Origin of the sequence: uncultured Aquimarina sp. (genome assembly GCF_947495315.1) — a bacterium.
GTDB lineage: Bacteria > Bacteroidota > Bacteroidia > Flavobacteriales > Flavobacteriaceae > Aquimarina.
Genome location: NZ_CANLYD010000004.1, coordinates 307447 through 334016 on the forward strand (window position 1 = coordinate 307447; position 26570 = coordinate 334016).

The following is a 26570-nucleotide window of genomic DNA, read 5'->3' on the forward strand; positions in this document are numbered from 1 at the left end:
TTTTAGTTTTTAATTTTTTTAGCAATTTCTTTTCCGAAAGTATTTGCCATTTCCAAAGCAATCTTAATATTTGATCTTTTCGTTTTTGATTCGTCGTTAGATTTCATTAACCAAAATTCCCTGGATCCAATTAACGTTGCTTCTTTTTCTTTTATTAAATCTTCCAGTAAGCGCTGCGACCTTTTTGTAGCACCACTTCCTAAAGTAATGGCTACCACGTTTTTTCCTTTTAGATGTTCATCCTCATTAATATGATCTCGTATTGCTTTATCAGGAGTCCAGTTATAGGTATTTGCGCAAAATACATACAGATCAAATTCTTCTTCTTTTTCCAACTTTTTGGCGGCGGCCACAGTTGATAGTTTTGACAACCATCCGTTTTCGGCTAGCCCTGCTGCAAAGGATCTGCTAACTTTTTCGTCAAGATTGTATATTGGATCAGGATCATATATAATTAGTGCTTTATAATCATTTGTCGACGAACCTATGATTGCTATTCTTTCAGGCCCTTCCTGTCTTACTACAATGGTAAGAGTTATCCAAATTACTACAGTTGATACTATGACGAATAGTAAGGTACTCATTATTCTTTTGCTTCTTTTTTTCATTATTAATAAATAGCATCCTTTAGTTTGCAATCGCAGTGGTATAAGACTCTGCTTTGTTCATATTTTCTATTCCTTTTAATAATGCATCCGGGTTGAACGAAATACTATCTATTCCTGCTTTTACTAAAAAAGAAGCGTATTCGGGGAAATCACTTGGTGCTTGGCCGCATAATCCAATCTTTTTTCCTGAATAATTAGCTTTTTCGATTGCCATAGCGATCAATTTTTTTGTTGCAGGGTCATTTTCATCGAAAATGGATGACATAAGATCTGAGTCTCTATCTATCCCCAGAGTTAGTTGTGTGAGGTCATTGGAACCAATAGAAAATCCGTCAAAGATTTTGGCAAATTCATTTGCTAAAATCACATTACTTGGTATCTCGGTCATGACATAAATCTCCAGATTATTTTCTCCCTGTTTTAATCCAAAATCAGACATAATATCGATCACCTTTTTACCTTCATTAACAGTTCTGCAAAACGGAATCATTACTTTGATATTAGTTAATCCCATGGTGGATCGTACTCTTTTTATTGCTTCGCACTCTAGTCGAAAACCATCTTTATATAAATCACTATAATATCTGGCAGCTCCTCTAAAACCTAGCATAGGATTCTCTTCTCTGGGCTCGAATTGAGCTCCACCAATTAAGTGAGCATATTCATTGGTTTTAAAATCACTCATTCGGACAATGACTTCTTTAGGATAGAAAGCTGCTGCAATTGTGGCGATTCCCTGAGAAAGTTGATCTACAAAATAATCTTCTTTACTAGGGTAGTTTTTGGTTATACTTTTGATTTTATCTTTGACCAGAGCATTATTTATTTTATCAAATTTCACCAAAGCCATTGGATGTATTTTTATCCAGTGTGTGATGATGAATTCCATTCGCAATAGGCCGACTCCATCATTTGGGTAAAAAGAAAATTGGAAAGCTTTTTCGGGATCCGAAAGAATCAATTTAGCTTCAGTATTTGGAAGTTTAATTTTATCAAAATCAATCTTTTTTTCGATAAAAGAAAGTGCTCCTTTATATACGTATCCAGTTTTACCTTCTGCACATGATATTGTAATGGTCTCACCATCTTTTATCCCTTGTGTAGCACTATTGCTTCCTACTACAGCTGGAACACCGAGTTCTCTTGCTACGATTGCAGCGTGACTTGTTCTTCCTCCGCGATTGGTAACAATTCCACCAGCTTTTTTTAATAGAGGGTCCCAATCCGGACTGGTTACATCTGTAATTATGATATCTCCTTCCTGTAGTCTATGAGAATCCCTCGGAGAAGTAAGTATTCTTGCTGTACCAATAGCTATTTTAGTACCTACTGCGTTACCGACCGTTAATATCTCTCCTTTTTCTTGTAATTTATATTCAACATGAGTGGTTAATTTTTTAGCATGATGAACAGTTTCAGGACGTGCTTGTGTAATGAATAATTGATTAGTAATACCGTCTTTTGCCCATTCGATATCCATGGGTTTTTGATAGTGCTGTTCAATTTCTAAAGCCCATTTAGCCAACGTAGTCACTTCAGAGTCAGAAAGTATAAATTGGTTTCGTTTAGATATTTCCGTATCTATATTTATAGTTGATGAATCCTCTTCAGATGCTGCATAGATCATTGTTTTTTCTTTATCTCCTAACTTTTTTTGTACAATAGCATTTTTACCTTGTAATAAAGTTGGCTTAAAAACGTAAAATTCATCTGGATTGATAGTGCCCTGTACTAAGTTTTCGCCTAATCCCCATACTCCCGATAGATGGATTATGTTTTTAAAACCTGACTCAGGTTCTATGGTGAATCCTACTCCAGAACATCCTTTATCAGATCTAACCATTTTCTGTACCCCAACGGATACCGCAATCTCATGATGTAGAAATCCTTTGTCTTCACGATATTTAATGGCTCTATTAGTATATAAAGATGCAAAACACTGTTTGATTGCTTTTAATAAGGCTTTTTCTCCTCGTATATTTAAAAAAGTATCGTGTTGCCCGGCAAAACTAGCATCTGGTAAATCCTCTGCCGTTGCACTACTTCTTACAGCAACTTCGACCTCTTCTTTAGTATTTAGGCAAGAGTATTCTTCAAGGATAGCTTTTGAAAAACTTTCAGAAAATTTACCTCCTAAAATAAGCTCACGAGCTATCGCACCAATTTCATGAAGGTTAGAAAAATTCTTTCGATCCAAACTTTTTAAAAGATTTTGTAATGGTTCTTCAATACAATTCTCTTTTAGAAATAACCAAAAAGCATCTGCTGTAGTTGCAAAACCATCCGGAATACGAACACCTTTAGATGATAATTGATTATACATTTCACCTAATGACGCATTTTTACCTCCTACAGAAGGTATGTTTTGAATACTAATTTCTCTAAACTTTTTGGTGAACATATTTATATTTTTATACTATTAATAGGGTACTAATTCATAGGATGCATTTAGCAAGAATATCCCTGTTAAGAACAATAAAACATATAGTACTTGTACTAGTTTTATATTAATAAATTCTAGCCACTTTGTGGTAGCTAAAGGAAAAATAAACAACGCTAATCCTATACCTAATGAAATCCAACCTATAGCCGTAATTATGAATTTCCAACTAGGCTCCCATATATTATGAAAAAGTATATTTAACAATCCAATAATGATGGCTACAAAAGATGTAGTGATCAAGAACTTCTGGTCTTTTAGATCTTCAAAAATCTGTTTTATACGAGTGGGATTAAAACTTAGTATAAAGAAGAATATAATAAGATACCAACCCCAGAATTTTGCTAAAAAAATAGATACTTCCATAATCGCTATGATCTTTTAAATCTATCTCAAAAATAGTAGCTCTCTTTGTTTTTAAATATGATAAATATCATTCCGAAATATTGTGTTTTCAATGAAATTTGAATAAAAATTAATCATGCATAGATCTGTAATAGCGTTCTTGTTTTGTTATATTCTGATTTCCTGTGAGGATAAGGATCAAAAGATTCAACCATCAATTACTGATATTACAGAATCTGTATATTCTTCGGTTACAATTCAGCCGGATAGTTTGTATCAGGTGTATGCAGTGGTGCATGGTATTTTGGATAAAAATCTGGTAGAAGAAGGCGATATCGTAGCAAAAGAAACTCCACTACTACAGATTATCAATAGCAATCCAAAATTGAATACCGAAAATGCGAAACTATCGTTAGAACTTGCTCAGAAAAACTATAATGGAAATGCTGCAATTCTTAATGGAATCAAAGATGAAATTAAATCTGCAGAACTTAAAATGACCAATGATTCAATAAATTATTGTCGCCAGAAAAATCTATGGGATCAACAGATCGGTTCTAAAGTCGAATATGACACCAGAAAACTGGCATATGAGCTTTCTACAAAATCTTTAGATCTTTTAAAGAATAAATATGATAGAACAAAGGACGAGCTAAGAACACAACTTAAACAAGCAGAAAATAATTATAAAACCTCATTGACTACTACCAAAGACTTCACAGTTAATAGTAAGATTAATGGAAAAGTATATGCATTATACAAAAATCAAGGAGAAATTGTCAATACACAAGAACCAATTGCTTCTGTAGGTAGTGCAACGGTTTTTGTAATCGAAATGTTGGTGGATGAGGTGGATATTGTACAATTAAAGAAAGGTCAGAAAGTCATTATAACACTCGATGCATATAATGGAAAAGTTTTTACAGCAAAAGTCAGTAAAATATACCCCAAAAAAGATGAAAGAAACCAAACGTTTATGGTGGAAGCTCTTTTTGACAAAAGCCCTGAAGTATTGTATCCAGGTTTATCCGGTGAGGCAAATATCATAGTCGCTAATAAAAAACAAGTCCTAACGATTCCAAAGCAATATGTAATAGATAATTCTAAAGTGAAAACTGAAAATGGAATTGTAGATATAGTTGTTGGATTACAAAGCATGGATAGCGTAGAAATTATATCCGGAATCACTGAAAAAACCTGGATTTATAAATCTAATTGATGGTCAACTGGAAAGTCATATTGAATATTGCCAAAACACATTTGATTACCAAAATCAAACAAACAGCTACTGCGGCACTTGGAGTAACATTTGGTATCGGCGCATATATTACGCTGGTTTGTTTTATGACAGGACTTAACGGAATGTTAGATGATTTGATTCTTAATCAAACACCACACATTCATATTTATAACGAAATAGAACCTTCAGAAAAACAACCTGTCGATCTGTATTATGAATTTCAGAATACAATTAATGTAGTACATTCTATCAAACCGAAACAAAGTCAGAAGCGTATCCATAATGTGCTTCCAATAATCAATTATTTGAATAAAGATCCTGAAGTGCGAGGTGCGATTCCACAAATTAAAACACAAGTTTTTTACATCGCAGGATCTATTGAAATAGGAGGCAATATTACCGGAATCGATATCATGAAAGAGGTAGAACTTTTCAATTTTAAAGACTATATAGTAAAAGGAGAACCACAAGATTTAAAAAATAATGAAAACGGTATTTTATTAGGTTCGGGAATTGCAGATAAAATGTCACTTGATGTAGGTGATAGGGTTCAGATAAGTCCCATAAAAGGAGATGTTTTTCCGCTTAAAATTGTTGGGATATTCCAAAGTGGTATTGCAGACATTGACAATATTCAGAGTTTTACGAATATAAAAACGGTGCAGCGAATTTTGGGGGAAGCTGAAAATTATATTACCGATATTAATGTGAAATTATATGATATTAATAAAGCGATTCCTTTAGCAAAGAAAATCGAGCAGCAGTTTAAACTCAAAGCAATTGATATTAATACCGCTAATGCACAGTTTGAGACGGGAACAACTATCAGAAATTTAATTACATATGCAGTATCGATTACGCTGTTGATTGTAGCAGGATTTGGAATTTATAATATCCTTAATATGCTTATTTATGAGAAGATGAATGATATTGCTATTCTAAAAGCGACTGGATTTTCTGGTAAGGATGTGCAGCTAATCTTTATGAGCCAAGCGATGATTATTGGTGTTGTTGGTGGGACTTTAGGTTTGTTAATTGGATTTATACTATCCAATGCGATTGATCAGGTTCCTTTTCAGACAGAAGCATTACCAACGATAGAGACATATCCCATTAATCATAATCCATGGTTCTACGTGATTGGAATCACATTTGCTATGATCTCGACATTTTTAGCGGGGTATTTACCTTCTAGAAAAGCAAAAAAAATAGATCCTGTTAAAATTATAAGAGGGCAATAATCGAAGTATGATGGAAACAGTTCTCGAAGCAAAAATGATTAATAAGTATTTTAAAAAGCCGGTGCTTTTTCATGTACTTAAAGATATTAGTTTCAAGGTTCGTGAAGGAGAGTTTGCTTCGATCATGGGAAAATCCGGATGTGGTAAATCTACTTTGCTTTATATATTGTCTACCATGGATACAGATTATGAAGGCGAATTATACCTTAATAATGAACTGATTACGGGACAGGAAAGAGAGCATCTTTCTTATATTAGAAACAAGCATATAGGTTTTGTATTTCAGTTTCATTACTTGTTATCCGAATTCTCAGTATTAGAAAATGTAATGCTACCCGCGAAAAAATTAGGAGAAAAAACACTACAGGAAATCGAACACGATGCTATAGAAAAACTAAGAGTTTTAGAGATAGATCATTTGGCAAAAAAAAGAGCTTCCAGAGTATCAGGTGGAGAAAAACAGCGAGTAGCTATTGCCAGAGCTTTGATTAATAACCCATCAATCATTATGGGAGATGAACCTACGGGAAATCTGGATAGTTATAATTCTGACAATGTTTTTAATATTTTCAAACAATTAAGTGACGAACAAGGCTTATCTCTTTTAGTGGTTACACATGATCTGGATTTTGCGAACAAAACAGATCGGATCATAGAAATGGGTGATGGCCGTATCCTTGAATAGGATATACAAATGCTAAAAAAGTAATATCTAATTACAGAGGTAATTCTCTAAGAATTAAAACTTAATAATGGAATTGGCGTATGCGATTCTACCTGTTTTACTAGGTCTCTATGAAATAATTTTTTGAAAAAACTTTTATCCTCACGTTCTAATAGTGACACAAGATCAGCTTTTTTATCTTTTAGATAGGTATTCAATTTTTCATAAACAGTATCGGATATCAAATTATCAAAATCCAGATTAGGATAATCGACATTTTGTTTTACCATTTCTTTGAACCAAGCCATTTTATTTTCCTCTTCCTCCGTGTCTTTAGTCGAAATATGAACCACATGAATTTCAGCATCAAAAGGTGAGGCCAGATATGCCAATTTTTCAATTGCAAAGATGTCTCTTTCTTCAAAATCAGTTGCATATACCAGATTTTTTATTTGCTTAGCACTACTATTATCTGGAATAACCAGAAGTGGGCAAGGAGCTTTTGTAATTAATGTTTTTGCGATATCCCCTTCTAATAGTCCACGTTTACTGTTTTCATCTTTTATTCCGATGATAAGCATATCCGCAGATAAACTCTTTCCTTTTTCTAGAATTCCATCTACGACCGACATATGTTTGATGACTGAGGTTTTTACATTATTTTTTTCAAAATCATCTCCCAGATGCTTTGCGCAGTAGATTTTTATAATAGACTGCTGCTCTGCATAAGCTCTTTTTACAGTTTTGCTTAATGGACTTATGATCGTAGTACCCGGAAAAGACGGGATATCAAATACGTGTAGTATTATCAATTGTGCTTGTAATTTAGCACTAAGATCATAGGCATAGTTCAATGCTGATAAAGAATGATCTGTATAATCTGTGGCGTATAAAATAGTTTTCATGACTTGTGATATTTTGTGATGAAACTATAACATTAGACTCAAAATAAAAATGACATAAATCAGTAAATGGTTCTCTACGTTTATATGAATTTATGATTTTCCTCATTTCGATTAAGTGTATCTAATCTTATTTTTAACTCAAAGAGTAGTAATGAAAAAAGTAATTAAAATGGTGTTGGCGATAGTTATTGGAATCATAATATTATTAGTGTTAGTAAGTATAGTTGGGGTTTCGTCATTTAACAGTAATGTGGAAAAAGAAAAAGAAGCTCTTTTTGATGCTAACATAAAATCCGACGATAAGATTTTATTAGAAGATTTGGATACGCTTCCTGATTTAGTGAAAAACTATTTGATTAAAGTTGGAGTAGTGGGGAAACTAAAACACTGTAATGTTGTATTCAACCAAAAGGGAAAAATTAGAGATAATCCTGATAAAAGTTGGTTACAGTTTACAGCAACTCAGTATATGTCTTCTACTAATCCTGGATTTATTTGGAAAGCAAAAAGCTTACCTATGCTGATTAGAGATAAGAGTATGAACGCTAAAGGCGAGATAAAAGTTAGTTTTTTGGGTATAAAAAATGTAGCTCAATTTTCGGGATTAGAGGTGGATCAAAGCTCATTAGGGAGGTATTTGGGAGAGTTAATATGGTTTCCTATCGGGTTTTTGGATTCTGATATTTCTTGGAAAACAATAGATGTTAAAAGTGTAAAGGCTATTATGATAAAAGGAAAACTTACGCTAGAAGGTATTTTCTTTTTTAATCAAAACGGATTGATAGATCGTTTTGAAACGAAAAGGTATAGAGATCTTAGGTTAGAAGATTTTATAGGAGAAGTCGGAGCCTATAAAAATTATGATGGATTGTTACTTCCAGAATCCATGACTGCGATTTGGAATCTCAAAGGGCGAAAGTTTGAATATTTTAAATCAACTATTGTAGATTATAAAATCACAAACACTATTCATTGATAACCTGTTTGTTGTGTGTTTTTAGTGTGATAAATATCATATTTATTAAAGCTTCTTTGTGATAAATTAGCATCTATAGGAATTATAAATATTCAATGTAATGAGCACTCCAGAATATCTAATTATCCAGATTAATGAATTAACAACGCTTATAGAGACTAGGTATCCTGAACTATATAAATTCTTGGAAGAACAGCCTCTTACGCTTCCTACAAACGACACTAAAGAAATGGACGAAAAACTATTGTCCGATTATTTAGAAAGTTTAAATCAATTGTTAAAACATCATGTAATTACTCATAATAAAAATTAATAAAGGTTATGGGAGAAATAGCAACATCTGATCGACAAATCACTTTGTTCTATAGCTCTAAATCGGTAAGAGCAAAGCAGACATTGGCATATGCAAAGGCAGAAGGTTTACCTATTCGGGAGGTTGATATCTTAAAAACACCTTTAACTGGAACACAAATTGCTGAAATTGCTGGTAGGTTAGGTCTTGAAATTAAAGATTTGGTAAACCAAGAGCATCCTTCGTATAAAAAATATTTTGAATATCACGATTTTTCTTCTGATGATTGGATAAAGATGATAAGGCATAACCCTAGAATTCTTAAGCAACCTATTGCTATAAGAGGAGATATCACGATTCTGGTAGAAACTCCAACGGATATTATTAAGATATAAAATATAATAGTGCTTATAAATGATAATCTATATAGTAGTTATTAATGATGTTTTATGAATCTAAAAAATGTTTATGGAAGCCAAAATTCTTTCACCCTTGTTTTCCTGTAAATATTTAGTACCAGTAAAATAATCCAAATACAAAGTGAAAATTTATCTTGACCAATGTCATAGTTGAAAAAAAATATAGAATCTATTTTTGATTTGTTATGGCCAACTTTGAAAGTATATCAAATAGTAAAAACAACAATTTACCAAAGCTATCGGAAGAATATTCTTTTTTATCCGGCCCTAGATCTAGATTAAGAGAACTATATTTTACCTTAAAAGTGCTTAGGAATTTTGTTAGAGGTTTTAGAAGAATGCATTTTATTGGACCTTGTGTAACTGTGTTTGGTTCTGCAAGAGCAGAGTCTTCTGATACGTACTATCAAAAGGCAGAACAGATAGGAGAAGCTTTGGCAAGAATGGGATTTACTGTAATGACCGGTGGAGGTCCTGGAATTATGGAAGCGGCAAATAAAGGTGCGTATCAGGAAGGTGGGTATTCGGTTGGGTGCAAAATTTTACTCCCAAAAGAACAAAAACCTAATCCATACCTGCATAAGTGGATCAATATCCCTTATTTTTTTATTCGAAAAGTACTTCTGGTAAAATATTCTTATGCCTTTATAGTACTACCAGGAGGGTTTGGCACAATGGATGAGTTTTTTGAATCTCTTTTATTGGTTCAGACTAAAATGATTAATGAATTTCCTGTCATTTTATTTGGAAAACAATATCATAAAGAACTATTAGAGCATATCGAATTAATGAAAACTCATGAAATGATTTCTGAAAACGAATTGAGTTTTTTATTCGTAACCGATTCAGTAGAAGAAATGGTAAATCATTTACAAACCTATTCTGTGAAAAAGTATGGATTAAAGAAAACTCCTTTCAAAAGAAAATGGTGGTTATGGGAAGGGAATCATGTTGGAATTTCTAATTAATAAAGCTCCTTAAAAGTATTAAAATTAGCACATATACGGACTTTGATGTTTATTATATAATTTATTAAGACTTGAACCTTTTACCGGTATAGTTTTTATCGAATCTCCATTGTACTTTCCATAAGAGTAGCATTCCTAGAATAGTCAAAACCAGCATTTGACAGTTTTGCCCAAAAACACCAAGTCCAACGGTGCTTTCTAGAGTATCCCTGACTTCATCAAATGAAATATGGTACATTGTAGATACAGCTAAATTTTACTCAGTAAGTCAAATAAAGGATATGAATAATTTTAATCATATCCTTTATTTGATTCCTAACAAACTAAAAACGTTTTGAAATCCCCATATCAAATGAAATATAGTTAAGCTTGGCATCAATGGTTGTATTCGTAATTTCAAGATCCCTTGAAAGTGAACGATACCCTATTTGAGGGCGTAAACTCCAGTTTTTACCTAAATCGATGTCTAGACCGGCACCTATTTCCCATCCTAATCCGTGACCAGAGTCTATGTTAATGTCTCCTGATTCGCTTTCCACTTCTATATGATTGTAAATTCCACCAGCACGTGCCAGAAGAGAAAGAGAAGAATCTCCTATTGGATGAATGAACCGTAATCCAAAAGTATATCCTGTTTCATCAAAATCGGCATCTTCACCAGCAAAAGAATTGACGGCCCTGAATGTGTTATAACCCCAACCGGCATACCCCGCTAAGTGTTCCATAAAATTATAAGCAATAGTAGCTTCAAATCCGAAACCTACTTTTAGGTCTGCATCTCCAATATCTTTGGTTGGTAATTTGAGTCCTGGTCTAATCTCTACAGACCATTTTTCTTGTGCAAAGAGTGTCTCATTTATTGATACTATTAGAAATGCAATAATTATTATTTTTAAAGTTCTCATAAGGCTAAATTGATTAACGTTAATATGACGCAAATGTAGAATCAGAAGTCTATTTTGACTATGATAATTATCATTTAAGGCCGACGCAGTCAGTAAAGATTAATCATTTAAGGAGAGAAATATTTTACTCAATAAAAAGTGAATTACGATTCTGATGTTCAGAAAAATAAACTAAACAATTTTAGCGTTTAATGCCTTTGTAAACAGGATAATTTATATTTGATTGAATTAGGAATACATAAGATAACAGAAACTTTTTAGACTTTAAATCTTGTGATTATCAATACCCAACCTTTTTTTTAACAGAAGGTACTTCCCATTGGATCATTTCTTTCAGAAATTCATCTACTTTTTCCGTAATTACTTTTTCTGTTACCATTTCTGGAGCGTATATACCCAATTCTATCACATTGCTTTCTTGGGGTGTGTTTTCAATCTCAGGAAATAGCATAAAAATATAGATATCACCATTATAGGATTGGGAGAAGATTAATGCACCACCTGGTAAAAACTGAAATGCAGGTATCTGATTGGTACAATCCATCAATTCTTCCGGAAACGAATCAAAAGTGATATTGACCGCTTCATTATTATGGATCCAACTCAATTCTTGTACTTTCCAACCAATATCATACAGCTTTACAATGGTTTTTAAGGTTTTAAGAAGCAACGTTTTAGTTTTTGTTTTCCAAAGTAATCTTTTGTCCACAACGGTTTTAATTGAAGTTCTATAATCATTTACACGTTCTTCGAGATGTTCAATTTTCATATCATCGGTTTTACGATTAATTCTTCTTTTTCTTTTCTTCTTTTTCTTGTTTTTTGAAATATCCTCTGAAGAAGAAATTGTGTTTCAGCGCTTCCATATTTTGATTAAATCGATCTGTTCCCTCTTTTATATTATTCATTGTAGAGTCTATATTCTTAACTAAGGATTGATCTTCTGTTAAATAATGTAAAGCACCTTTTCCAGAAACAACTCCTTTTAAAACAGAATCAAGATTTTTAGTAACTGCACCTATATCTACACTGGATTGCTCTAAATTATCGATGATCGTCTTCATTTTTTGACCAGATATACTATCCGTTAGCAGAACACCAGCAACACTTTCATTTTTATTAATAGACGAAACAATATCATTTAGTTCATTAATTGCTTTTGATGCTCCAGTACTGGTTTTTTTTAGTTGAAAGATCGTCTGTTTTAAGTCTTGCGCCATAGTTGAATCATTGATCAATAATCCCAGTGTTCCTTTGCCTTCAATGATTTCGGTAGTTATTTTTAATAAATCAGCGGTCAGGAGAGCTGCATTTTCATTGGTAACGTTTAATGTAGTAAGCATGTCATCAGAACCAATTCTGCTATAGGACTGTATAGTATCTCCAGAAATCACTGATGGTAATTTACTCTCCCTAGGAATAATATTTACAATCATATTACCGACCAATCCATCAGAACCGATAGTAGCTATAGCATCTTTTTTAATATGCTTTCTGATACTTTCTTCTACCATCATTTCGACCATAATCTGAGAATCACCTATCATCTCAATCTTACTCACAGTACCTACATTTATACCGGAGTAGCGAACATTATTACCCAACTCCAAACCATTAACATTGGCAAATTGAGATTTGATCTTAATGCTTTTACTAAAAAGATGTTGTTGGTTTCCAACAAAATAAAGTGCTGTTACTAGTAGTAAGGTTCCCAGAACTGTAAAAACACCTAGTTTTAGTTTTTGTGAAGCTGATTTTTGCATAATAACTAATTTTCTTTGTTCTCTAATGTTTAAAAAAAGCTTTTACCTGAGGATCATCTGATTGTGATAATTCCTTGTATGTTCCTTGTGCGTAATTTATTCCATCTACCAACAAAATGATTCTATTAGAAATCACACGGGCGCAATCAACATCGTGAGTGATGATCAAGGATGAGGTCCCGTATTTTTTCTGAATGCTACGCATCAATTGTATGATTTCTTTTGCAGTAATAGGATCTAATCCTGTAGTTGGTTCATCGTATAAAATAATTTTAGGTTTTAATATCAATGCTCTTGCTAAAGCCACACGTCTTTGCATACCACCGGAAAGCTCTGCTGGCATTAAATCAATAGCATCCGCTAAACCAACATTTTCCAAAGCTTCAATAATGAGAGCTTGTGTGGTCTCTTTCATTTTTAGTTTTTCCTTATGTCGGCGTAATGGGAACTCCAGGTTTTCTCGAACGGTCATCGAATCATATAAAGCACTCCCTTGAAATAAAAACCCAATTTCCGTTCGTAATAAATCTAATTCAGTTTGCCCTAAAACAGTAATATCCTGACCTTTAATTCTTATACTTCCACTATCAGCTTGCATCAAACCCACCAGGCATTTAATCATTACTGATTTTCCAGAACCTGATTTACCCATAACTACCAGGTTTTCTCCTTCAAATAATTGTAGACTAAACCCATTTAATACATGATTATCACCAAAACTTTTTCGTAATTCTTTGAGTTCTAAAATGGGCGATATTTCTGTAGCGTTTTTCATTATATCAGATTTCAAAAAATATATCAGACACAAATACTGCGATAAAGTCAATAACAAATAACAGCATAGAGGTATAAACAACTGCGGAATTAGATGCCTCTCCAACTCCTGCGGTTCCTTTTTTACAATGATAGCCCTTATAACATCCCACGAGTCCTATAGCAAAACCAAAAAAGAATGATTTTATAGTTGCGGGAATGATATCACTGAATTTTATAGCATCAAAAACTTGATTAAAATATAGTTGATAGGATACAGCACCTTTTATATTTTCTATGATAGCTGATCCAAATAACGCAATAGCATCTCCAAAAATAATGAGCAACGGAAGCATTAGTGTCGTAGCTGTTATACGGGTGACAACGAGATATTTAAAAGGGTTTGTGCCAGATACTTCCATAGCATCAATTTGTTCAGTGACCTTCATAGAGCCTAATTCTGCACCTATCCCAGAACCAATTCGTCCTGCACAAATTAATGCAGTAATTACAGGGCCAATTTCTCTTACAATAGAAATACCAACCATAGAAGGCATCCAGGACTCAGCCCCAAATTCCATTAATGTAGGTCTGGATTGAAGGGTAAAAACTAATCCCAAAATAAAACCGGTAACACCAACTAATAATAAAGATCGATTACCTATGTGATAGCATTGACGTAATAGTTCCTGAAACTCAAAAGGCCTAGTAAATACTTCTTTAAAAAATCGGAATGAAAAATATGACAAGTCGCCAATTTCTGTAAAAAAAGCTTTTGTTCTTTCTACTATTCTAAGTGATTGTGTCATAGATGTAGTACTTAATATCTCTATAAAGATAGATTTGATGTTTTCTAATAAAAATGATATTCATCAGATTTATGTGTCTTAAAGACTGATAATTGTCATAGTTAAAGGGTCTGTATACTCCTATTTTTAGGCTGTTAAAATCTGATTATGAAATGAGTGATAAGAACGAAGTCGATAATAAGCGAAATGTTCTATGACGAATTCTGCCTGACGGCAAGGCAGGTCTGATAACTAAAAAATAAAAGGAACAGATGAAAACAACTGTAGAAATTCAAAATTTAAAATGTAGCGGCTGTGAAAGTACAATAGCCAAAAAATTACACGCCCTAAAAGGAGTTAGAGATATATCCGTCAATACTAATGATTGTACGGTTTCCTTTAGTTATGATACGGATGATGGGATAGAAACTGTCCAAAAAGAACTAACCAGACTCGGATACCCTTTGGTTAATGATGAAAATAATCTGGGTAGAAAAGCAAGATCGTATGTCAGTTGCGCTATCGGAAGAATGCAGAAGAGTTAGTATCATAAAAAGCACCTTCAAAATGAAAGAAAAAGTACAAAGAAAAGCCACATCGAACACTGTTTATGGTTTAGGTATTATTGGAGCATTAATTTATTATATAAGCTATGCCACAACTTTTTGGATGGGAGTGATAGGAATTCTTAAGGCTATTGTTTGGCCGGCCTTTCTGGTGTATGAACTTCTTAAATATGTGGGAGCCTCTTGATATTATTAGTCAAAAAAGTAAACAATGGATACACAAATCACCAAAAAAGAAAGAGCTAATTATTTTCAGCAATTAACATCCATAGAAATTGATAATCAAATATGGTTTGTTGCGGAAGATGTTACCGCTGTTTTAGAACTTGAAAATGAAAAAGAAGTATGGAGTTCTCTGGATCCGGAAGAGCGTTTTGCTACAGAGATATATAGAGATGGTAAAAAGCGGAATGTGAATTTAATTTCAGAAAGTGGTTTATACGCTTTGATCTTCCGAAGTGATACCAGAAAGGCGAAAAAATTCAGGAAATGGGTTACTAATCAAGTGTTGCCTTTGATTAGAGTTAGAGGATATTATAATACTAAGCGTTTAGAAATCCCCAATTTTGTAATTAGATTTAATGACAATTGGGATCGTGTAGAACCAGGTTATTTTTCGGTGTTAAGTGAACTTTTTATACGATTATACGGACGTTTCGAACAGGAAGGATATATTTTACCTAGTTATGCATTGGATGGCAAAGAGATGAGACCCGATATAAGTGTAGCAATTCACTTTGATAAATATCTGAAAGAAAAGTTTCCTCAGTATAATCGTGAGTATAAAACGTATCAGCACAGACTTCCTAACGGAAAAGAAGTAGAGGTAAAACAATATAGTAATCATCTATTACCTATTTTTATAGCCTATATAGATAAATATTGGCTACCGGAATACGCAAGTGCATATTTCGAAAAACGAGATAAGAAAGCTTTAGAATATCTTCCAAAACTTTTAAAATCATAGATTAGTAATGATACTTGCTATTCCTATTCCGAGAATAAGGAATAATACAAATCTCCTGAATTGCTCTTGGGATATTTTATTTAAGATTTTCTTTCCAATCCAAGTACCAAGAATGCCTACCACAATTAAAATCGGGATTAAATATAAAATTTCCTGTTTCATATAACCATTAAAATAGTATACAATAGTTCTACTAAAATCTACACCTAAATCAATCATCGCAGAAGTGGCGATAAATTTATCTTTATTCATTTTGAAAGCTGTCATTGTGATTCCTCTGATCGCTCCGCCTGTACCCAAAAGTCCTGCACTTAAACCAGACAAGGTACCTCCCAGAATGGCATTTTTTGTAGTAGGTTTCACTTTAAGTTGAGTGAAAACTAAGAATAAAAGACTCAGGGAAATAAGGAAAAATCCAAGAAACCAAGTCAAGATTTTCGGATCAAAATATTTACTTAGATAAGCTCCTATAGAAACAAATAAAACTGCCGGAATACCTAATGAAAGAACTAATTTTTTATCTAGTCCTTTTTTAAATAAGGCAATTTTGGTAACATTACTGGATAGGTGAAATAATGCCGTGAGTCCCAGTACAGATTGAAAATCTAAAAAGAAATTTGCTACAGGAACAAAGAATACTGAAGACCCAAACCCTCCAACAGTTCCTAATATTTCTGAAAGAATCGCAAGGATGATGAATATCGGTAAGTATCTATCAAGCATATCCCTAATTATATGTATACTTAAAAGTATGACGTATTACAATCATAATTTATGATAAATATCACATCGGTTTAGATGCAAAAAGATGTTACCGTTCATTAGTGTTTCTATTTTTTAATTTATCTATCTATTGATAGTTATTTTAAAAGAATTATTATCAATAAGTCATAATCTGAAAAAAAATATAGAAAAAGCGCAATGAAAGACTGTAGTAAATGATGTTTTTGTTTTATTCTTAGAAATAAAGATTGTATTCAAAAAATAGATTTTTATAGTACGAGATATCATTAGTTGTATAGAAATTTTTGTTTTTAATTAGGATTTAAAAAATTAAGAAAATCTATTGAATTTTTTTCAGAGGTAGTTTGATTAATACTGTTAAGATTTTTTTTTGGTATATTTGAGAGACTACCTTAGCTTAAATAAAGCACTAAATGAATCGTATTTGTTTTTTATTTTTCCTATTTCAATTCTTTTCTTTTTCACAATCAATTGAAAATAAGATTTTGCCAGAGATTATCCATTATGATACTAAAGATATGGGATTTGGAGCGCAATCTTGGGATATTGGACAAGACGAAAATGGAATTGTATATGTAGCAAATGAAAATAAGGTTTTAATCTTTGATGGAAGTGAATGGAATTCTGTGGCAACTAATAAAGCGATGGTTAATAGAAGCTTATTTGTTAAGAATAAGGATTCAATCTATTTTGGTGCAGATGGACATTTTGGATTGATAATTAATAACGATAAAGATGCTTATAAAGTTTCGTTATTGAACAACGTTAATAAAAGTATTTCTGATAGTGCAGAAGAGTATTGGAGAATACACGAAATAGATGATGAGGTCGTTTTTCAGACCTTCAGTAATTTATATATTAATCAAGGTAATATTATTACTAAAATACCTGCTCCTTGTTGCTTTAGATGGAGTTATAAAATAGATGGGGATCTATATGTAAATGATTATGAGTATGGTATTTTTAAATTATCTGGAACAAGCTTGTTGCCAATATATAATAGTGATGAATTAAATGCTAGTATTATAGGGGTTACTAAAGTAGGTGAGGATTTAATTCTTATCAGTGATATAAAAGGACTATTTTCACTTAATAATAATAAAGTTGTTCCATTGGATTTTTCTTTATCTGAAGAAGTGAAAAAAGCGCAGATTTTCTCTTTTTTAAAACTTGAAGATGGTAGGATTGCATTAGGAACGGTATCTAATGGATTGTATATACTTGATTTGGATAATGGGAAAACCGAGAATATTAACAAGTTAAAAGGATTACAGAATAATACGGTTTTATCAATATTTCAGGATGATGAACATAATCTTTGGTTAGCATTAGATTATGGAGTCGATTATTTAAAATTAAACTCTTCTTTAAAGTACTTTTATGATTACTATGGCAAACTGGGAACAACATATGCTGCAATAAAAGATAAAGGCTTTTATTATATAGGTACTAATCAAGGATTGTATCTGTTGGATGGTGAATCTGCAGTTCAGGAAGAAGATTTTGAGCAATTATTAAAAGGACAAGTTTGGAACATCGTTTCTATAAATGATGAGATATTGGTCGGACATGATACAGGCGCATACACTTTAAGTGAAAAAACAATAAGTAAAATGGGCTTTAGTAAAGGAGCCTGGGATTTTAGAAGTTTTAAGTATAAGAATAAAGACCTTATTCTTTCACCACATTATAATGGAGTGTCGTTATATGAGAAAATTGATAATGATTGGAAAGAGTATCAACTTAAAGGGTTTAATAAATCGGTAAGGTATCTAGAAATAGATCAAGATAATTATATATGGCTGGCACTAAGATCAGAAGGTGTATTTAAGTTTGGTTTAGATGATAGTAATAATACACTCATAAAGGAAGCTTTTTTCCCTCTAAGTGATTTCGAAGGAGCTGTTTTGTCAATGTCTAAGGTTAGAAAGCAAATTGTTATTACATCAGATTTTTATTCATACACATATGAACCTGAAAATAATTCATTCGTTAAAAAAGAGCTAGGAAAGAAAAAGGGATATGCACCTCGTATTATTGAGAAAGGAGACGAAATCTGGTATGTAGATAATAAAAGTATTGTAATAGAAAATGAAAAAGGTTTAATGAATCTTGAAGAACTTCAGGATCAATTGGTTCCCGATGTTTTAAATTCTTTTACACTAGATGATACACATGAACTTATTCCGGTGTACGGTGGTTTCTCAGTGTATGTCAGAGATAATTTGACACCTATAGATAGTGCAAGAGAAGAGGTGCTAATTCGAGATTTTGTATCAGTTAATAGTAATGTGTCATATTTAGAGAAGTCAGAAATACCTTTTCGGGATAATGACCTTAAAATAAGATATGCTTTGCCCATATATGGTAAGAAAGTAAGTTATCAATCAAAAATAAATGATGAGGACTGGAATGATTGGACAACTTCAACAGAACATACATTGTATAACCTGACTGAAGGAGATTATACATTCTATATCAGAGCTAAGTATGATGAAACTGTAAGAGAGTCTTCTTTTTTCTTTATAGTAAAACCGCCTCTATATAGAACTCCTTGGGCATATGGACTTTATTTATTACTGATTAGCGGGATAGTGTTTGTAGCATTTTCTATTAATCGCTATAAAATGAAGAAACAAAAAATTAAATTGCTTAAACAGAAAGAAGAAAAACTAAGTAAGCAGGAAGAAGAGTATAAAGCCCAGCAATTAGAACAAGAACGCAAAATTATAGAACTCAAAAACTCTAAACTAGAAGATGAAATAAAAGCAAAAAGTAGAGAGCTTACTCAAATCGCTTATGTAAATCTTAATAAAAATAAGATTTTGAAAAAGATTAGAGATAAAATTGTAAAAATCCAAGAGTCTCCTAATATTCGATCAAAAGATAGTAATTACATGGATTTAAAGAGACTTGTGGAATATTATATTACTGATAAAGAGAGTAAACTGTTCAAGATAAACTTTGATAAGTCTCATCAGGAGTTTTATGAAAGATTGTCCAAACAACATCCTGGTTTAACCTCGAAGGATTTAAGATTGTGCGCATACCTTAAAATGAATTTGTCTTCAAAGGAAATAGCTCCTTTACTTGGGATAAGCCCTCAAAGCGTAGATGTAAACCGACATAAGCTTAGAAAAAAATTGAATCTAAGTTCGGATAATAATTTGACTCAATTTTTGGTAAGTTTTTAGATATTTTTTTGAAAATTCCACACTTATGGTGTTTTTATTGTCTAAACCTTTGTGTTCTTTTTTAATACTTTTATTTAAGGATTAGCGTTTTAGTAGTTGATTTAACAGAGTTTTTATCTCAAAAGCATTATTTTGTGACTTTGTAAACCTACTTAGCCCTTTTGATTTTTAATTTTTTATACACATTATCCTTTCAGGAAAAACCTGAACCCGGGATTCCGAAATTCCTTGGAATCATACTAACTGTTGGTATTGTTTCGATCTGTTTGTATTATGTTTCTCGATACCTGGAAACAGTATATGCGAAATTTTATAAGAAACCTTTTTTTGTACACTTTTATTTGGTTCCTAAAAAATTACCAACTCACTTGTTGCCTTTTTTAAATACAAATGCATTATATAATCAATTGGACAAACGGAGAAAACGATATTTTGAACATCGAGTTGTACAATTTTTAGAAAGCACTAAGTTTGTTGGTAGGGAAGGACTCATCATTGATGATGATAAACGAATGCAAATTACGATGATGGTAATTCAGTTAACCTTTGGGATGCGTAATTATTTGTTAGAATATGTAGAGACTATTATTTTATACCCGTCTTCTTATTACTCCATTCTTAATAAAACAGAAAATAATGGAGAGTTTAACCCAAGATCTAAGGCTTTGGTGTTATCCTGGGAACATTTTAATATGGGAAATTTACATCAGGAAGATGGAGTGAATCTGGGAATACATGAGATTACCCATGCCATCCATTACTGTTCACTGAAAAGTAACAATATTAGCTCAGAAATATTTCACAATACTTTTTTAGAACTAGAAAAGCACCTCTCTTCTGTGGAGTTACGAAATAAGATTATTGAATCTAAAATATTAAGGGAATATGCCTTTACAGATAAATTTGAATTTATAGCGGTATTAGTAGAAGTTTTTATGGAATCTCCTGATAAACTTAAAGAACAATTCCCTGATATTTATGCATATGTTGGACGTATGTTAAATTTTAAATATTTTGAACGATAAGATTGATATAAAAACTATATTTATCCACTAAACAATTTTAATAAAAAAGAATAACATGGAAGAATTTCAGCAAGTAGCACCTGTAGTAAGTTCACTTACTGATGAAAAAAGAGTAGCTTTTTATAAAAAGACCTATACGCATCTAGCGATGGCAGTATTGTTATTTGTGATTGTAGAATGGGTGTTTTTTCAGATTGAACCTTTGGTAAACTTTGCGTTTTCGATGGCGCAAGGATGGAGATGGTTAATTATGTTAGGAGGTTTTATGTTAGTTACTAATTATGCTGAGAAAATGGCATATAAGAATCATAATATAAATCAACAATATTTAGGACTTCTTCTATATGTTGTAGCACAGGCATTTATTTTTATTCCAATGATTGGCTATGCGATTATTGCTTCTCAAAGCACTATAACGGGAGAGACTAGTATTCTGTCGCAGGCTGTAGTTTTAACTTTGTCCTTGTTTACGGGACTTTCTGCTGTTGTATTATTTACTAAGAAAGACTTTTCTTTTCTTAGATCAATGTTAACCATAGGTTTTTTTATTGCAATGGGACTAATTGTTGCAGGAATCATATTTGGGTTTGATTTAGGTCTTTGGTTTAGTGCTGGAATGGTAATTTTGGCGTCTGGATCTATATTATACCAGACTTCTAATATGGTCCATAAATATTCCGAGGATCAGTATGTGGGAGCATCTTTAGGGTTGTTCGCTTCACTAATGTTACTTTTCTGGTATATCCTAAGTATTTTATCTAATGATTAAGAAACTTATCTTAATAGGTCAGGAATACTACTTATAAATAATGAAAGGCTGTCTTATATCAAGACAGCCTTTCATTATTTATTTATAGATTCCAGTCGTTTCTTTTGACGCTCGTGATGCCTCATATGTATTTCGATTAGAGAAAACCATTCTACCGCATTAATCATCCCAAAGAATGGATGACTGTGCTTTATTTTTGTATCACATTTCTTTACTAGTGATTCTTTGGATACAGTTTCTATTATAAATTCTTTGAAGTTGTTTTCTAACATATCTCTATCCATTATTTCGGGAGTAAAGTCAGCTACAATTTTAGAAGGGAAAGATTCCATTTTGATGTTACGAGAAGGAATGATATTTAGATTAAATATTAAATATGCTGCCCCGTTCTTAGGTTTTCCATTTCTAGTATCATTATCTATACATTTATGAAAATTTGGGAGTTGGTACGTCTTTGCTACGCGCATAATATGATCATATAATTCAGCAAGAGACCATTGGTCAGAAGAGGGTTTGTGATACAAGCTTTCCTGACTGTACTTTTGAAGATCCAGATACCATTTTTCAGATCTTTTTTTAAAGGCAGCAACAGGATTTTTACTGAACATTTTATTTTCCTGAAATTATATGTTTTATTATTGTTTTTGCGTGTATTCTAGAATTTTCTATAAACCATATATGAGTATCCATGCCACCACATATCACTCCAGCTAGGTATAGATTATCAATGTTAGATTCCATGGTTTCCTCATTATAGTTGGGATACATTTTTTCATCATCAGAAAGTTGAATTCCAATTTTTTTGAGAAAATCAAAATTAGGAGTATAACCCGTCAAAGCTAATACATAATCATTTTCTACGCTAACTTCTCCATTAGAAGTGTTTAGGGTGATTTGCTGAGGTTTTATTTCTTTAACTGTAGCGTTGTAATATACTTTGATGCTGCCTTCTGCAATTCTGTTTTCGATATCTGGTTTTACCCAATATTTTACACGTCTACCAATTTCTGGACCTCTAACAATCATACTTACATCAGCTCCTTTTCGGTAACATTCTAAAGCAGCATCCACTGCAGAATTACTGGCACCAATAACAGCTAGTTTTTGTTTAGCAAAGAAATGGGGATCTTTATAATAATGTGAAACTTTTGGAAGCTCTTCTCCCGGAACATCGATAGTATTCGGGATATCATAAAATCCAGTTGCCAGAATAATATATGAAGCGGTATATTCTTGTTTTTCTGTTTTTATATGGAAGATATTTTCTTCTTTCTTTACAGAATTTACTTTTTCAAAAAGATGAATATTTAAATTGTTAGAAGTAACAATCCTTCGATAATACTCTAATGCCTCATTTCTTTTCGGTTTTGATTCATTACTAATAAAAGGTATTTCATCGATCTCCAGTTTTTCAGAAGAAGAGAAGAACTGCATGTTTACAGGATAATTAAAAAGAGAATTTACGATAGGACCTTTTTCAATTATCAGATAATTTAGTCCTTTTTTCTTCGCTTCCAGACCGCATGCAATGCCGATTGGACCTCCACCAATTATTATGAGATCAATGTGCTTCATTAAGAAATTATCTCTTTCAATCCTTTTATGGTTTGGATTGGATCTTCACTTTTAAAAACATAACTCCCGGCAACTAATACATCTGCTCCTGCATCGACTAATTGCTTGGCATTTTTGTTAGTGACTCCTCCATCAATTTCAATCATTGTACTGGCATTATTGCGATCAATGATTTCTTTAAGTTGTTTTACTTTTTTATAGGTGTTTTCTATAAAAGATTGCCCACCAAAACCTGGATTGACACTCATAATACATACTAAGTCAATATCTTTGATAGTATCCTCAAGTAAACTTACATTAGTATGAGGGTTTATAGCCACACCAGCTTTCATGCCTTCAGCTTTTATTGCTTGCAGAGTCCTGTGAAGATGGGTGCAGGCTTCATAATGAACGGTAAGAATATTACTTCCTAAATCAGCAAAAGTCTTTATGTATCGATCAGGATCCACAATCATCAAGTGTACATCGATGGTTTTTGAAGCATGTTTTACAATATCTCTTAAGACGGGCATTCCAAAGGAGATGTTAGGAACAAAAACACCATCCATAATATCTATATGAAACCAATCTGCATCACTGCTATTGATCATTTCTACATCTCGTTGTAAATTAGCAAAGTCTGCTGCTAATACAGAAGGGGCAATTAATTTTGAAGCCATAAAAATTGTGTTGTTTCTCGCAAAAGTACTATTTAAGTTTTAAATGGTATACTAGGAGAGCTTCATAAATTTATGAGCTAGGTAGGAAATGTTTTTAAAGTTTTTTGGATTATAAGACTTTTCTGCTTCTAAGAATTGCTGTAGTTCTGTATAATCTTTTTCTCTATGAACTGTGGCGTAAGAATTGTGAAAACTTTTAAAAGAAGGTACTCTAATTTCTCTATCAAATATTTTAATTAAATTAGAGTGTCTTGAATCTCTATCTATTTTTGAATAAAGTTCTTGAATGATTTTTTTTTCTCCTTCGATTATTTGGAAAAAATTTTGACCAAAATGCATTAGAATACCAGTAATACCTAAGTCCTCATTTTTTAGTTTAGAACAGTGCATTAAATCATTGATCTGAAAGTCAGATAGCTTAGAAGAAGTGCTTACATAAGATATTGTATGCCACATAGCTTTTTAGCTTCAATTTAATTTATTTAAGGGGAATATTTATGTTAAAATTATTGTTTAACATTTGTTTAGCCAGGCTATAAATCTTAAGAAAGCTTCATGAATTTATTAGTGAGATAGGAAATGTTATTATAGTTATCTGGGTTATATGATTTTTCTTCTCTTAAAAAATGTTGTAGTTCTTTGTGGTTGTATTTTTCACCAAGAACTTTAAAAGAAGAATGATATTTTGAGAATGAACAATTGGGTGTTTTACGATCAAAAATTTTTATCACATCATAGTGCCTGGAGTCTAATAGTATTTTTGCAAATAGAGCTTGTATTAGATCTTTTTCGCCTTCCAGAACTTGGAAAAAATTGCCATCAGAATACATTAATATTCCAGTTATATTTTGGCTATCGTTATGTAGCTTAACAAATTCGAATAGCTTATTTACTTCAGAATTTGTTAAGGATGGATCGGCTGTACTTACATAACTTATGGTTTGCCACATAACATCTACATCTTATTTAAAGATAAGATTTTTTAGTATCAAAAATTTGTTTTTAGGGGAAAATTTATGTTAAATATTGTTAATTAAATTGCTTGTTGAATTTATAGGCCCTTGTAGAGTGGGTAAAACACGAAATATATTATATTGTTTTTAAGAAAGTTTCATAAACTTATTAGCGAGGTAGGAAATATTCTTATAATTATCTGGATTATGAGATTTTTCTTCTTTTAAAAAGTGTTCTAGCTCTTTATGATCATATTTTTCGCCAAGAACTTTAAACGAAGAATGGTATTCTGAGAATGAACAATTCGTTATTGCACGATCAAAAATTTTAATAATATTATAGTGTCTTGGGTCTAGAAGTATTTTTTTGTAAAGATTTTGTATTAGGTCATGTTCCCCTTCCAGAACTTGGAAAAAATTGCCATCAGAATACATTAATATTCCAGTTATATTTTGGCTATCGTTATGTAGCTTAACAAATTCGAATAGTTTATTTACCTCGGCATTTGTTAAGGTTTGATTAGCAGTACTTACATAACTTATGGTTCGCCACATGTCGTCTGGTTCTTACTTAAAGGTACAGTTTTTTGGTGTAAAAAAGATCTTTTTTGTGAATCTAATAAATGATAATGAAATTATTGCTTATTTCGCATAATTAGAAGGAAAAAATACCCATATGAAAAAACCTCCGGTAATCAGCCGGAGGTCATTCATCAATCAAAAAACGAACAGTTATGTTATAAACTGTTTGTAATCGCAATTTAGGAAATTAAAAGTTATCCTAAATAAGTTTTTAATATTTTACTACGAGATGTATGTTTTAATCTACGAATAGCTTTTTCTTTAATCTGACGTACACGTTCTCGTGTTAAGTCAAAAGTTTCTCCTATTTCTTCTAATGTCATTGGATGTTGATCTCCAAGACCGAAATATAAACGAATCACATCCGCTTCTCTTGGTGTAAGTGTCTCTAGAGCACGTTCTATCTCTGTACGAAGAGATTCGTGTAATAAAGATCTATCTGGATTAGGAGATTCACCAGAATTTAATACATCATAAAGGTTAGAGTCTTCTCCTTCTACTAAAGGAGCATCCATACTTACGTGACGTCCAGAGTTTTTCATAGACTCTTTAACGTCATTTATAGTCATATCCAGTTCTTTTGCAATTTCTTCCGCACTTGGTGGACGTTCGTGAGATTGCTCTAAGAATGCATATGTTTTATTGATCTTATTAATAGATCCAATTTTGTTTAATGGTAAACGAACAATACGAGACTGTTCTGCCAAAGCTTGTAAGATAGATTGACGAATCCACCATACGGCATATGAAATAAATTTAAAACCTCTGGTCTCATCAAAACGTTTTGCCGCTTTAATCAATCCTAAGTTACCTTCATTAATTAAATCTGGTAACGTAAGTCCTTGGTTTTGATATTGTTTTGCAACAGATACTACAAATCGTAAATTCGCTTTTGTTAATTTTTCAAGGGCTCTTTCATCACCAGCCTTTATTCGCTGAGCTAATTCTACCTCTTCATCCGCAGTAATAAGATCTACTTTACCTATTTCCTGCAAATACTTATCCAGCGATGCAGTTTCACGATTCGTTACCTGCTTCGTAATCTTAAGTTGTCTCATCTATGTTATCCTTGAAGTTTTATTTGTGAATATTTAGGGCTTTGCTTTTATTTATTATACGTATGTTGTTACTAAAATGTTACAAAAAAGTAAAATTATTTTTTCAATTATGTGTCTTTGAACATTAAAAACTATAATTATTAGTCGTAAGCCTAGCTATTTGATTACAAA

The 26570-nt window shown here is 32.2% G+C and carries 31 protein-coding genes; 13 read left to right on the forward strand and 18 right to left on the reverse strand.

Annotated features, from left to right (window positions below):
* Positions 1-2: 2 nt before the first annotated feature.
* Genes Q0910_RS09555 through Q0910_RS09565 form a run of 3 tightly spaced genes read right to left on the reverse strand, consistent with a single transcriptional unit; the run spans position 3 to position 3414 of the window.
* Positions 3-608, reverse strand: coding sequence for a hypothetical protein (locus Q0910_RS09555; RefSeq protein WP_299215377.1), 606 nt, complete (start codon positions 606-608; stop codon positions 3-5).
* A 19-nt stretch (positions 609-627) separates the two neighbouring features.
* Complete coding sequence (gene ppsA / locus Q0910_RS09560) at positions 628-3009, reverse strand: phosphoenolpyruvate synthase (RefSeq protein ID WP_299215380.1); 2382 nt, start codon at positions 3007-3009, stop codon at positions 628-630.
* 18 nt (positions 3010-3027) lie between these two features.
* Positions 3028-3414 carry a hypothetical protein gene (locus tag Q0910_RS09565; protein ID WP_299215382.1) on the reverse strand — a complete coding sequence of 129 codons (387 nt, stop codon included), beginning with the start codon at positions 3412-3414 and terminating at the stop codon, positions 3028-3030.
* Between the two features lie 115 nt (positions 3415-3529).
* On the opposite strand from Q0910_RS09565, the gene Q0910_RS09570 reads away from it, so the two are divergent.
* From Q0910_RS09570 to Q0910_RS09580, 3 genes are read left to right on the forward strand one after another with little or no spacing between them, the layout of a single operon-like run.
* Positions 3530-4612, forward strand: coding sequence for an HlyD family efflux transporter periplasmic adaptor subunit (locus Q0910_RS09570; protein WP_299215384.1), 1083 nt, complete (start codon positions 3530-3532; stop codon positions 4610-4612).
* Positions 4612-5874 carry an FtsX-like permease family protein gene (locus Q0910_RS09575; RefSeq protein ID WP_299215386.1) on the forward strand — a complete coding sequence of 421 codons (1263 nt, stop codon included), beginning with the start codon at positions 4612-4614 and terminating at the stop codon, positions 5872-5874. Before Q0910_RS09570 ends, Q0910_RS09575 begins: the two co-directional genes overlap by 1 nt.
* 10 nt (positions 5875-5884) lie before the next feature.
* A complete protein-coding gene (locus Q0910_RS09580; RefSeq protein WP_299215388.1) occupies positions 5885-6559 on the forward strand; it encodes an ABC transporter ATP-binding protein in 675 nt (224 codons plus the stop codon).
* Positions 6560-6606: 47 nt separating this feature from the next.
* On the opposite strand, the gene Q0910_RS09585 is transcribed toward Q0910_RS09580, so the two are convergent.
* Positions 6607-7443, reverse strand: a complete 837-nt coding sequence (locus Q0910_RS09585; RefSeq protein WP_299215390.1) for a universal stress protein — start codon at positions 7441-7443, stop codon at positions 6607-6609.
* 151 nt (positions 7444-7594) lie between these two features.
* On the opposite strand from Q0910_RS09585, the gene Q0910_RS09590 reads away from it, so the two are divergent.
* From Q0910_RS09590 to Q0910_RS09605, 4 genes are all read left to right on the forward strand, one after another.
* Positions 7595-8419, forward strand: a complete 825-nt coding sequence (locus tag Q0910_RS09590) for a DUF6544 family protein (protein WP_299215392.1) — start codon at positions 7595-7597, stop codon at positions 8417-8419.
* Positions 8420-8519: 100 nt separating this feature from the next.
* Complete coding sequence (locus tag Q0910_RS09595) at positions 8520-8732, forward strand: hypothetical protein (protein WP_299215394.1); 213 nt, start codon at positions 8520-8522, stop codon at positions 8730-8732.
* 8 nt (positions 8733-8740) lie between these two features.
* Positions 8741-9106 carry a hypothetical protein gene (locus Q0910_RS09600; RefSeq protein ID WP_299215396.1) on the forward strand — a complete coding sequence of 122 codons (366 nt, stop codon included), beginning with the start codon at positions 8741-8743 and terminating at the stop codon, positions 9104-9106.
* A gap of 209 nt (positions 9107-9315) precedes the next feature.
* A complete protein-coding gene (locus Q0910_RS09605; protein WP_299215398.1) occupies positions 9316-10098 on the forward strand; it encodes a TIGR00730 family Rossman fold protein in 783 nt (260 codons plus the stop codon).
* 64 nt (positions 10099-10162) lie between these two features.
* Here Q0910_RS09605 and Q0910_RS09610 read toward each other — a convergent pair whose 3' ends face one another.
* The 6 genes from Q0910_RS09610 to Q0910_RS09635 form a co-directional block, all read right to left on the reverse strand.
* Complete coding sequence (locus Q0910_RS09610; protein ID WP_299215400.1) at positions 10163-10336, reverse strand: hypothetical protein; 174 nt, start codon at positions 10334-10336, stop codon at positions 10163-10165.
* Positions 10337-10421: 85 nt separating this feature from the next.
* Positions 10422-11003, reverse strand: a complete 582-nt coding sequence (locus tag Q0910_RS09615; RefSeq protein ID WP_299215402.1) for an outer membrane beta-barrel protein — start codon at positions 11001-11003, stop codon at positions 10422-10424.
* A 280-nt stretch (positions 11004-11283) separates the two neighbouring features.
* On the reverse strand, positions 11284-11772 hold the full coding sequence (locus Q0910_RS09620; RefSeq protein WP_299215404.1) for a hypothetical protein: 489 nt from the start codon (positions 11770-11772) through the stop codon (positions 11284-11286).
* Between the two features lie 16 nt (positions 11773-11788).
* Positions 11789-12766 carry an MlaD family protein gene (locus tag Q0910_RS09625; RefSeq protein ID WP_299215406.1) on the reverse strand — a complete coding sequence of 326 codons (978 nt, stop codon included), beginning with the start codon at positions 12764-12766 and terminating at the stop codon, positions 11789-11791.
* 22 nt (positions 12767-12788) lie between these two features.
* Complete coding sequence (locus Q0910_RS09630; protein WP_299215408.1) at positions 12789-13541, reverse strand: ATP-binding cassette domain-containing protein; 753 nt, start codon at positions 13539-13541, stop codon at positions 12789-12791.
* A 4-nt stretch (positions 13542-13545) separates the two neighbouring features.
* Positions 13546-14328 (reverse strand): ABC transporter permease, encoded by a 783-nt coding sequence (locus Q0910_RS09635; RefSeq protein ID WP_299215410.1) that lies wholly within the window; start codon positions 14326-14328, stop codon positions 13546-13548.
* A gap of 251 nt (positions 14329-14579) precedes the next feature.
* Between Q0910_RS09635 and Q0910_RS09640 the strand changes: the two genes are divergently transcribed.
* From Q0910_RS09640 to Q0910_RS09650, 3 genes are read left to right on the forward strand one after another with little or no spacing between them, the layout of a single operon-like run.
* The gene (locus tag Q0910_RS09640) at positions 14580-14852 is read left to right on the forward strand and encodes a heavy metal-associated domain-containing protein (protein WP_299215412.1); all 273 of its coding nucleotides are present in this window, start codon (positions 14580-14582) and stop codon (positions 14850-14852) included.
* A gap of 22 nt (positions 14853-14874) precedes the next feature.
* Positions 14875-15060 carry a hypothetical protein gene (locus Q0910_RS09645; RefSeq protein WP_299215414.1) on the forward strand — a complete coding sequence of 62 codons (186 nt, stop codon included), beginning with the start codon at positions 14875-14877 and terminating at the stop codon, positions 15058-15060.
* Between the two features lie 24 nt (positions 15061-15084).
* Positions 15085-15840: a Bro-N domain-containing protein gene (locus Q0910_RS09650; RefSeq protein ID WP_299215416.1), complete on the forward strand. Its 756-nt coding sequence runs from the start codon at positions 15085-15087 to the stop codon at positions 15838-15840.
* On the opposite strand, the gene Q0910_RS09655 is transcribed toward Q0910_RS09650, so the two are convergent.
* On the reverse strand, positions 15835-16563 hold the full coding sequence (locus tag Q0910_RS09655) for a sulfite exporter TauE/SafE family protein (protein WP_299215418.1): 729 nt from the start codon (positions 16561-16563) through the stop codon (positions 15835-15837). The genes Q0910_RS09650 and Q0910_RS09655 overlap by 6 nt on opposite strands.
* A 434-nt stretch (positions 16564-16997) precedes the next feature.
* Between Q0910_RS09655 and Q0910_RS09660 the strand changes: the two genes are divergently transcribed.
* The 3 genes from Q0910_RS09660 (at position 16998) to Q0910_RS09670 (ending at position 21572) form a co-directional block, all read left to right on the forward strand.
* Entirely contained in the window at positions 16998-19778 is a 2781-nt protein-coding gene (locus tag Q0910_RS09660) for a LuxR C-terminal-related transcriptional regulator (RefSeq protein ID WP_299215420.1), read from the forward strand.
* Between the two features lie 161 nt (positions 19779-19939).
* A complete protein-coding gene (locus tag Q0910_RS09665) occupies positions 19940-20803 on the forward strand; it encodes a zinc-dependent peptidase (RefSeq protein ID WP_299215422.1) in 864 nt (287 codons plus the stop codon).
* A 55-nt stretch (positions 20804-20858) separates the two neighbouring features.
* Positions 20859-21572: a Bax inhibitor-1 family protein gene (locus Q0910_RS09670; protein WP_299215424.1), complete on the forward strand. Its 714-nt coding sequence runs from the start codon at positions 20859-20861 to the stop codon at positions 21570-21572.
* Between the two features lie 74 nt (positions 21573-21646).
* On the opposite strand, the gene Q0910_RS09675 is transcribed toward Q0910_RS09670, so the two are convergent.
* From Q0910_RS09675 to Q0910_RS09705, 7 genes are all read right to left on the reverse strand, one after another.
* Positions 21647-22180, reverse strand: coding sequence for a hypothetical protein (locus tag Q0910_RS09675; RefSeq protein WP_299215426.1), 534 nt, complete (start codon positions 22178-22180; stop codon positions 21647-21649).
* 1 nt (position 22181) lies between these two features.
* Complete coding sequence (locus Q0910_RS09680) at positions 22182-23147, reverse strand: YpdA family putative bacillithiol disulfide reductase (protein ID WP_299215428.1); 966 nt, start codon at positions 23145-23147, stop codon at positions 22182-22184.
* Complete coding sequence (gene rpe / locus Q0910_RS09685; RefSeq protein WP_299215430.1) at positions 23147-23806, reverse strand: ribulose-phosphate 3-epimerase; 660 nt, start codon at positions 23804-23806, stop codon at positions 23147-23149. Before rpe ends, Q0910_RS09680 begins: the two co-directional genes overlap by 1 nt.
* A gap of 51 nt (positions 23807-23857) precedes the next feature.
* The gene (locus tag Q0910_RS09690; protein ID WP_299215431.1) at positions 23858-24262 is read right to left on the reverse strand and encodes a BLUF domain-containing protein; all 405 of its coding nucleotides are present in this window, start codon (positions 24260-24262) and stop codon (positions 23858-23860) included.
* Between the two features lie 86 nt (positions 24263-24348).
* Complete coding sequence (locus Q0910_RS09695) at positions 24349-24756, reverse strand: BLUF domain-containing protein (RefSeq protein ID WP_299215432.1); 408 nt, start codon at positions 24754-24756, stop codon at positions 24349-24351.
* A 150-nt stretch (positions 24757-24906) separates the two neighbouring features.
* On the reverse strand, positions 24907-25314 hold the full coding sequence (locus tag Q0910_RS09700) for a BLUF domain-containing protein (protein WP_299215434.1): 408 nt from the start codon (positions 25312-25314) through the stop codon (positions 24907-24909).
* 221 nt (positions 25315-25535) lie between these two features.
* On the reverse strand, positions 25536-26399 hold the full coding sequence (locus Q0910_RS09705) for a sigma-70 family RNA polymerase sigma factor (protein ID WP_027395748.1): 864 nt from the start codon (positions 26397-26399) through the stop codon (positions 25536-25538).
* Positions 26400-26570 lie beyond the last annotated feature (171 nt).

Bases quoted from the DNA above. Each gene is read 5' to 3' on its own strand.
- Q0910_RS09610 (WP_299215400.1), bottom strand. From the start codon at position 10,336: ATGTACCATATTTCATTTGATGAAGTCAGGGATACTCTAGAAAGCACC.
- Q0910_RS09635 (WP_299215410.1), bottom strand. From the start codon at position 14,328: ATGACACAATCACTTAGAATAGTAGAAAGAACAAAAGCTTTTTTTACA.
- Q0910_RS09555 (WP_299215377.1), bottom strand. From the start codon at position 608: ATGAAAAAAAGAAGCAAAAGAATAATGAGTACCTTACTATTCGTCATA.
- Q0910_RS09670 (WP_299215424.1), top strand. From the start codon at position 20,859: ATGGAAGAATTTCAGCAAGTAGCACCTGTAGTAAGTTCACTTACTGAT.
- Q0910_RS09565 (WP_299215382.1), bottom strand. From the start codon at position 3,414: ATGGAAGTATCTATTTTTTTAGCAAAATTCTGGGGTTGGTATCTTATT.
- Q0910_RS09570 (WP_299215384.1), top strand. From the start codon at position 3,530: ATGCATAGATCTGTAATAGCGTTCTTGTTTTGTTATATTCTGATTTCC.
- Q0910_RS09605 (WP_299215398.1), top strand. From the start codon at position 9,316: ATGGCCAACTTTGAAAGTATATCAAATAGTAAAAACAACAATTTACCA.
- Q0910_RS09585 (WP_299215390.1), bottom strand. From the start codon at position 7,443: ATGAAAACTATTTTATACGCCACAGATTATACAGATCATTCTTTATCA.
- Q0910_RS09650 (WP_299215416.1), top strand. From the start codon at position 15,085: ATGGATACACAAATCACCAAAAAAGAAAGAGCTAATTATTTTCAGCAA.
- Q0910_RS09615 (WP_299215402.1), bottom strand. From the start codon at position 11,003: ATGAGAACTTTAAAAATAATAATTATTGCATTTCTAATAGTATCAATA.
- Q0910_RS09595 (WP_299215394.1), top strand. From the start codon at position 8,520: ATGAGCACTCCAGAATATCTAATTATCCAGATTAATGAATTAACAACG.
- Q0910_RS09680 (WP_299215428.1), bottom strand. From the start codon at position 23,147: ATGAAGCACATTGATCTCATAATAATTGGTGGAGGTCCAATCGGCATT.
- ppsA (WP_299215380.1), bottom strand. From the start codon at position 3,009: ATGTTCACCAAAAAGTTTAGAGAAATTAGTATTCAAAACATACCTTCT.
- Q0910_RS09700 (WP_299215434.1), bottom strand. From the start codon at position 25,314: ATGTGGCGAACCATAAGTTATGTAAGTACTGCTAATCAAACCTTAACA.
- Q0910_RS09640 (WP_299215412.1), top strand. From the start codon at position 14,580: ATGAAAACAACTGTAGAAATTCAAAATTTAAAATGTAGCGGCTGTGAA.
- Q0910_RS09620 (WP_299215404.1), bottom strand. From the start codon at position 11,772: ATGAAAATTGAACATCTCGAAGAACGTGTAAATGATTATAGAACTTCA.
- rpe (WP_299215430.1), bottom strand. From the start codon at position 23,806: ATGGCTTCAAAATTAATTGCCCCTTCTGTATTAGCAGCAGACTTTGCT.
- Q0910_RS09600 (WP_299215396.1), top strand. From the start codon at position 8,741: ATGGGAGAAATAGCAACATCTGATCGACAAATCACTTTGTTCTATAGC.
- Q0910_RS09625 (WP_299215406.1), bottom strand. From the start codon at position 12,766: ATGCAAAAATCAGCTTCACAAAAACTAAAACTAGGTGTTTTTACAGTT.
- Q0910_RS09580 (WP_299215388.1), top strand. From the start codon at position 5,885: ATGGAAACAGTTCTCGAAGCAAAAATGATTAATAAGTATTTTAAAAAG.
- Q0910_RS09645 (WP_299215414.1), top strand. From the start codon at position 14,875: ATGAAAGAAAAAGTACAAAGAAAAGCCACATCGAACACTGTTTATGGT.
- Q0910_RS09660 (WP_299215420.1), top strand. From the start codon at position 16,998: ATGAATCGTATTTGTTTTTTATTTTTCCTATTTCAATTCTTTTCTTTT.
- Q0910_RS09690 (WP_299215431.1), bottom strand. From the start codon at position 24,262: ATGTGGCATACAATATCTTATGTAAGCACTTCTTCTAAGCTATCTGAC.
- Q0910_RS09695 (WP_299215432.1), bottom strand. From the start codon at position 24,756: ATGTGGCAAACCATAAGTTATGTAAGTACAGCCGATCCATCCTTAACA.
- Q0910_RS09655 (WP_299215418.1), bottom strand. From the start codon at position 16,563: ATGCTTGATAGATACTTACCGATATTCATCATCCTTGCGATTCTTTCA.
- Q0910_RS09590 (WP_299215392.1), top strand. From the start codon at position 7,595: ATGAAAAAAGTAATTAAAATGGTGTTGGCGATAGTTATTGGAATCATA.
- Q0910_RS09575 (WP_299215386.1), top strand. From the start codon at position 4,612: ATGGTCAACTGGAAAGTCATATTGAATATTGCCAAAACACATTTGATT.
- Q0910_RS09630 (WP_299215408.1), bottom strand. From the start codon at position 13,541: ATGAAAAACGCTACAGAAATATCGCCCATTTTAGAACTCAAAGAATTA.
- Q0910_RS09705 (WP_027395748.1), bottom strand. From the start codon at position 26,399: ATGAGACAACTTAAGATTACGAAGCAGGTAACGAATCGTGAAACTGCA.
- Q0910_RS09675 (WP_299215426.1), bottom strand. From the start codon at position 22,180: ATGTTCAGTAAAAATCCTGTTGCTGCCTTTAAAAAAAGATCTGAAAAA.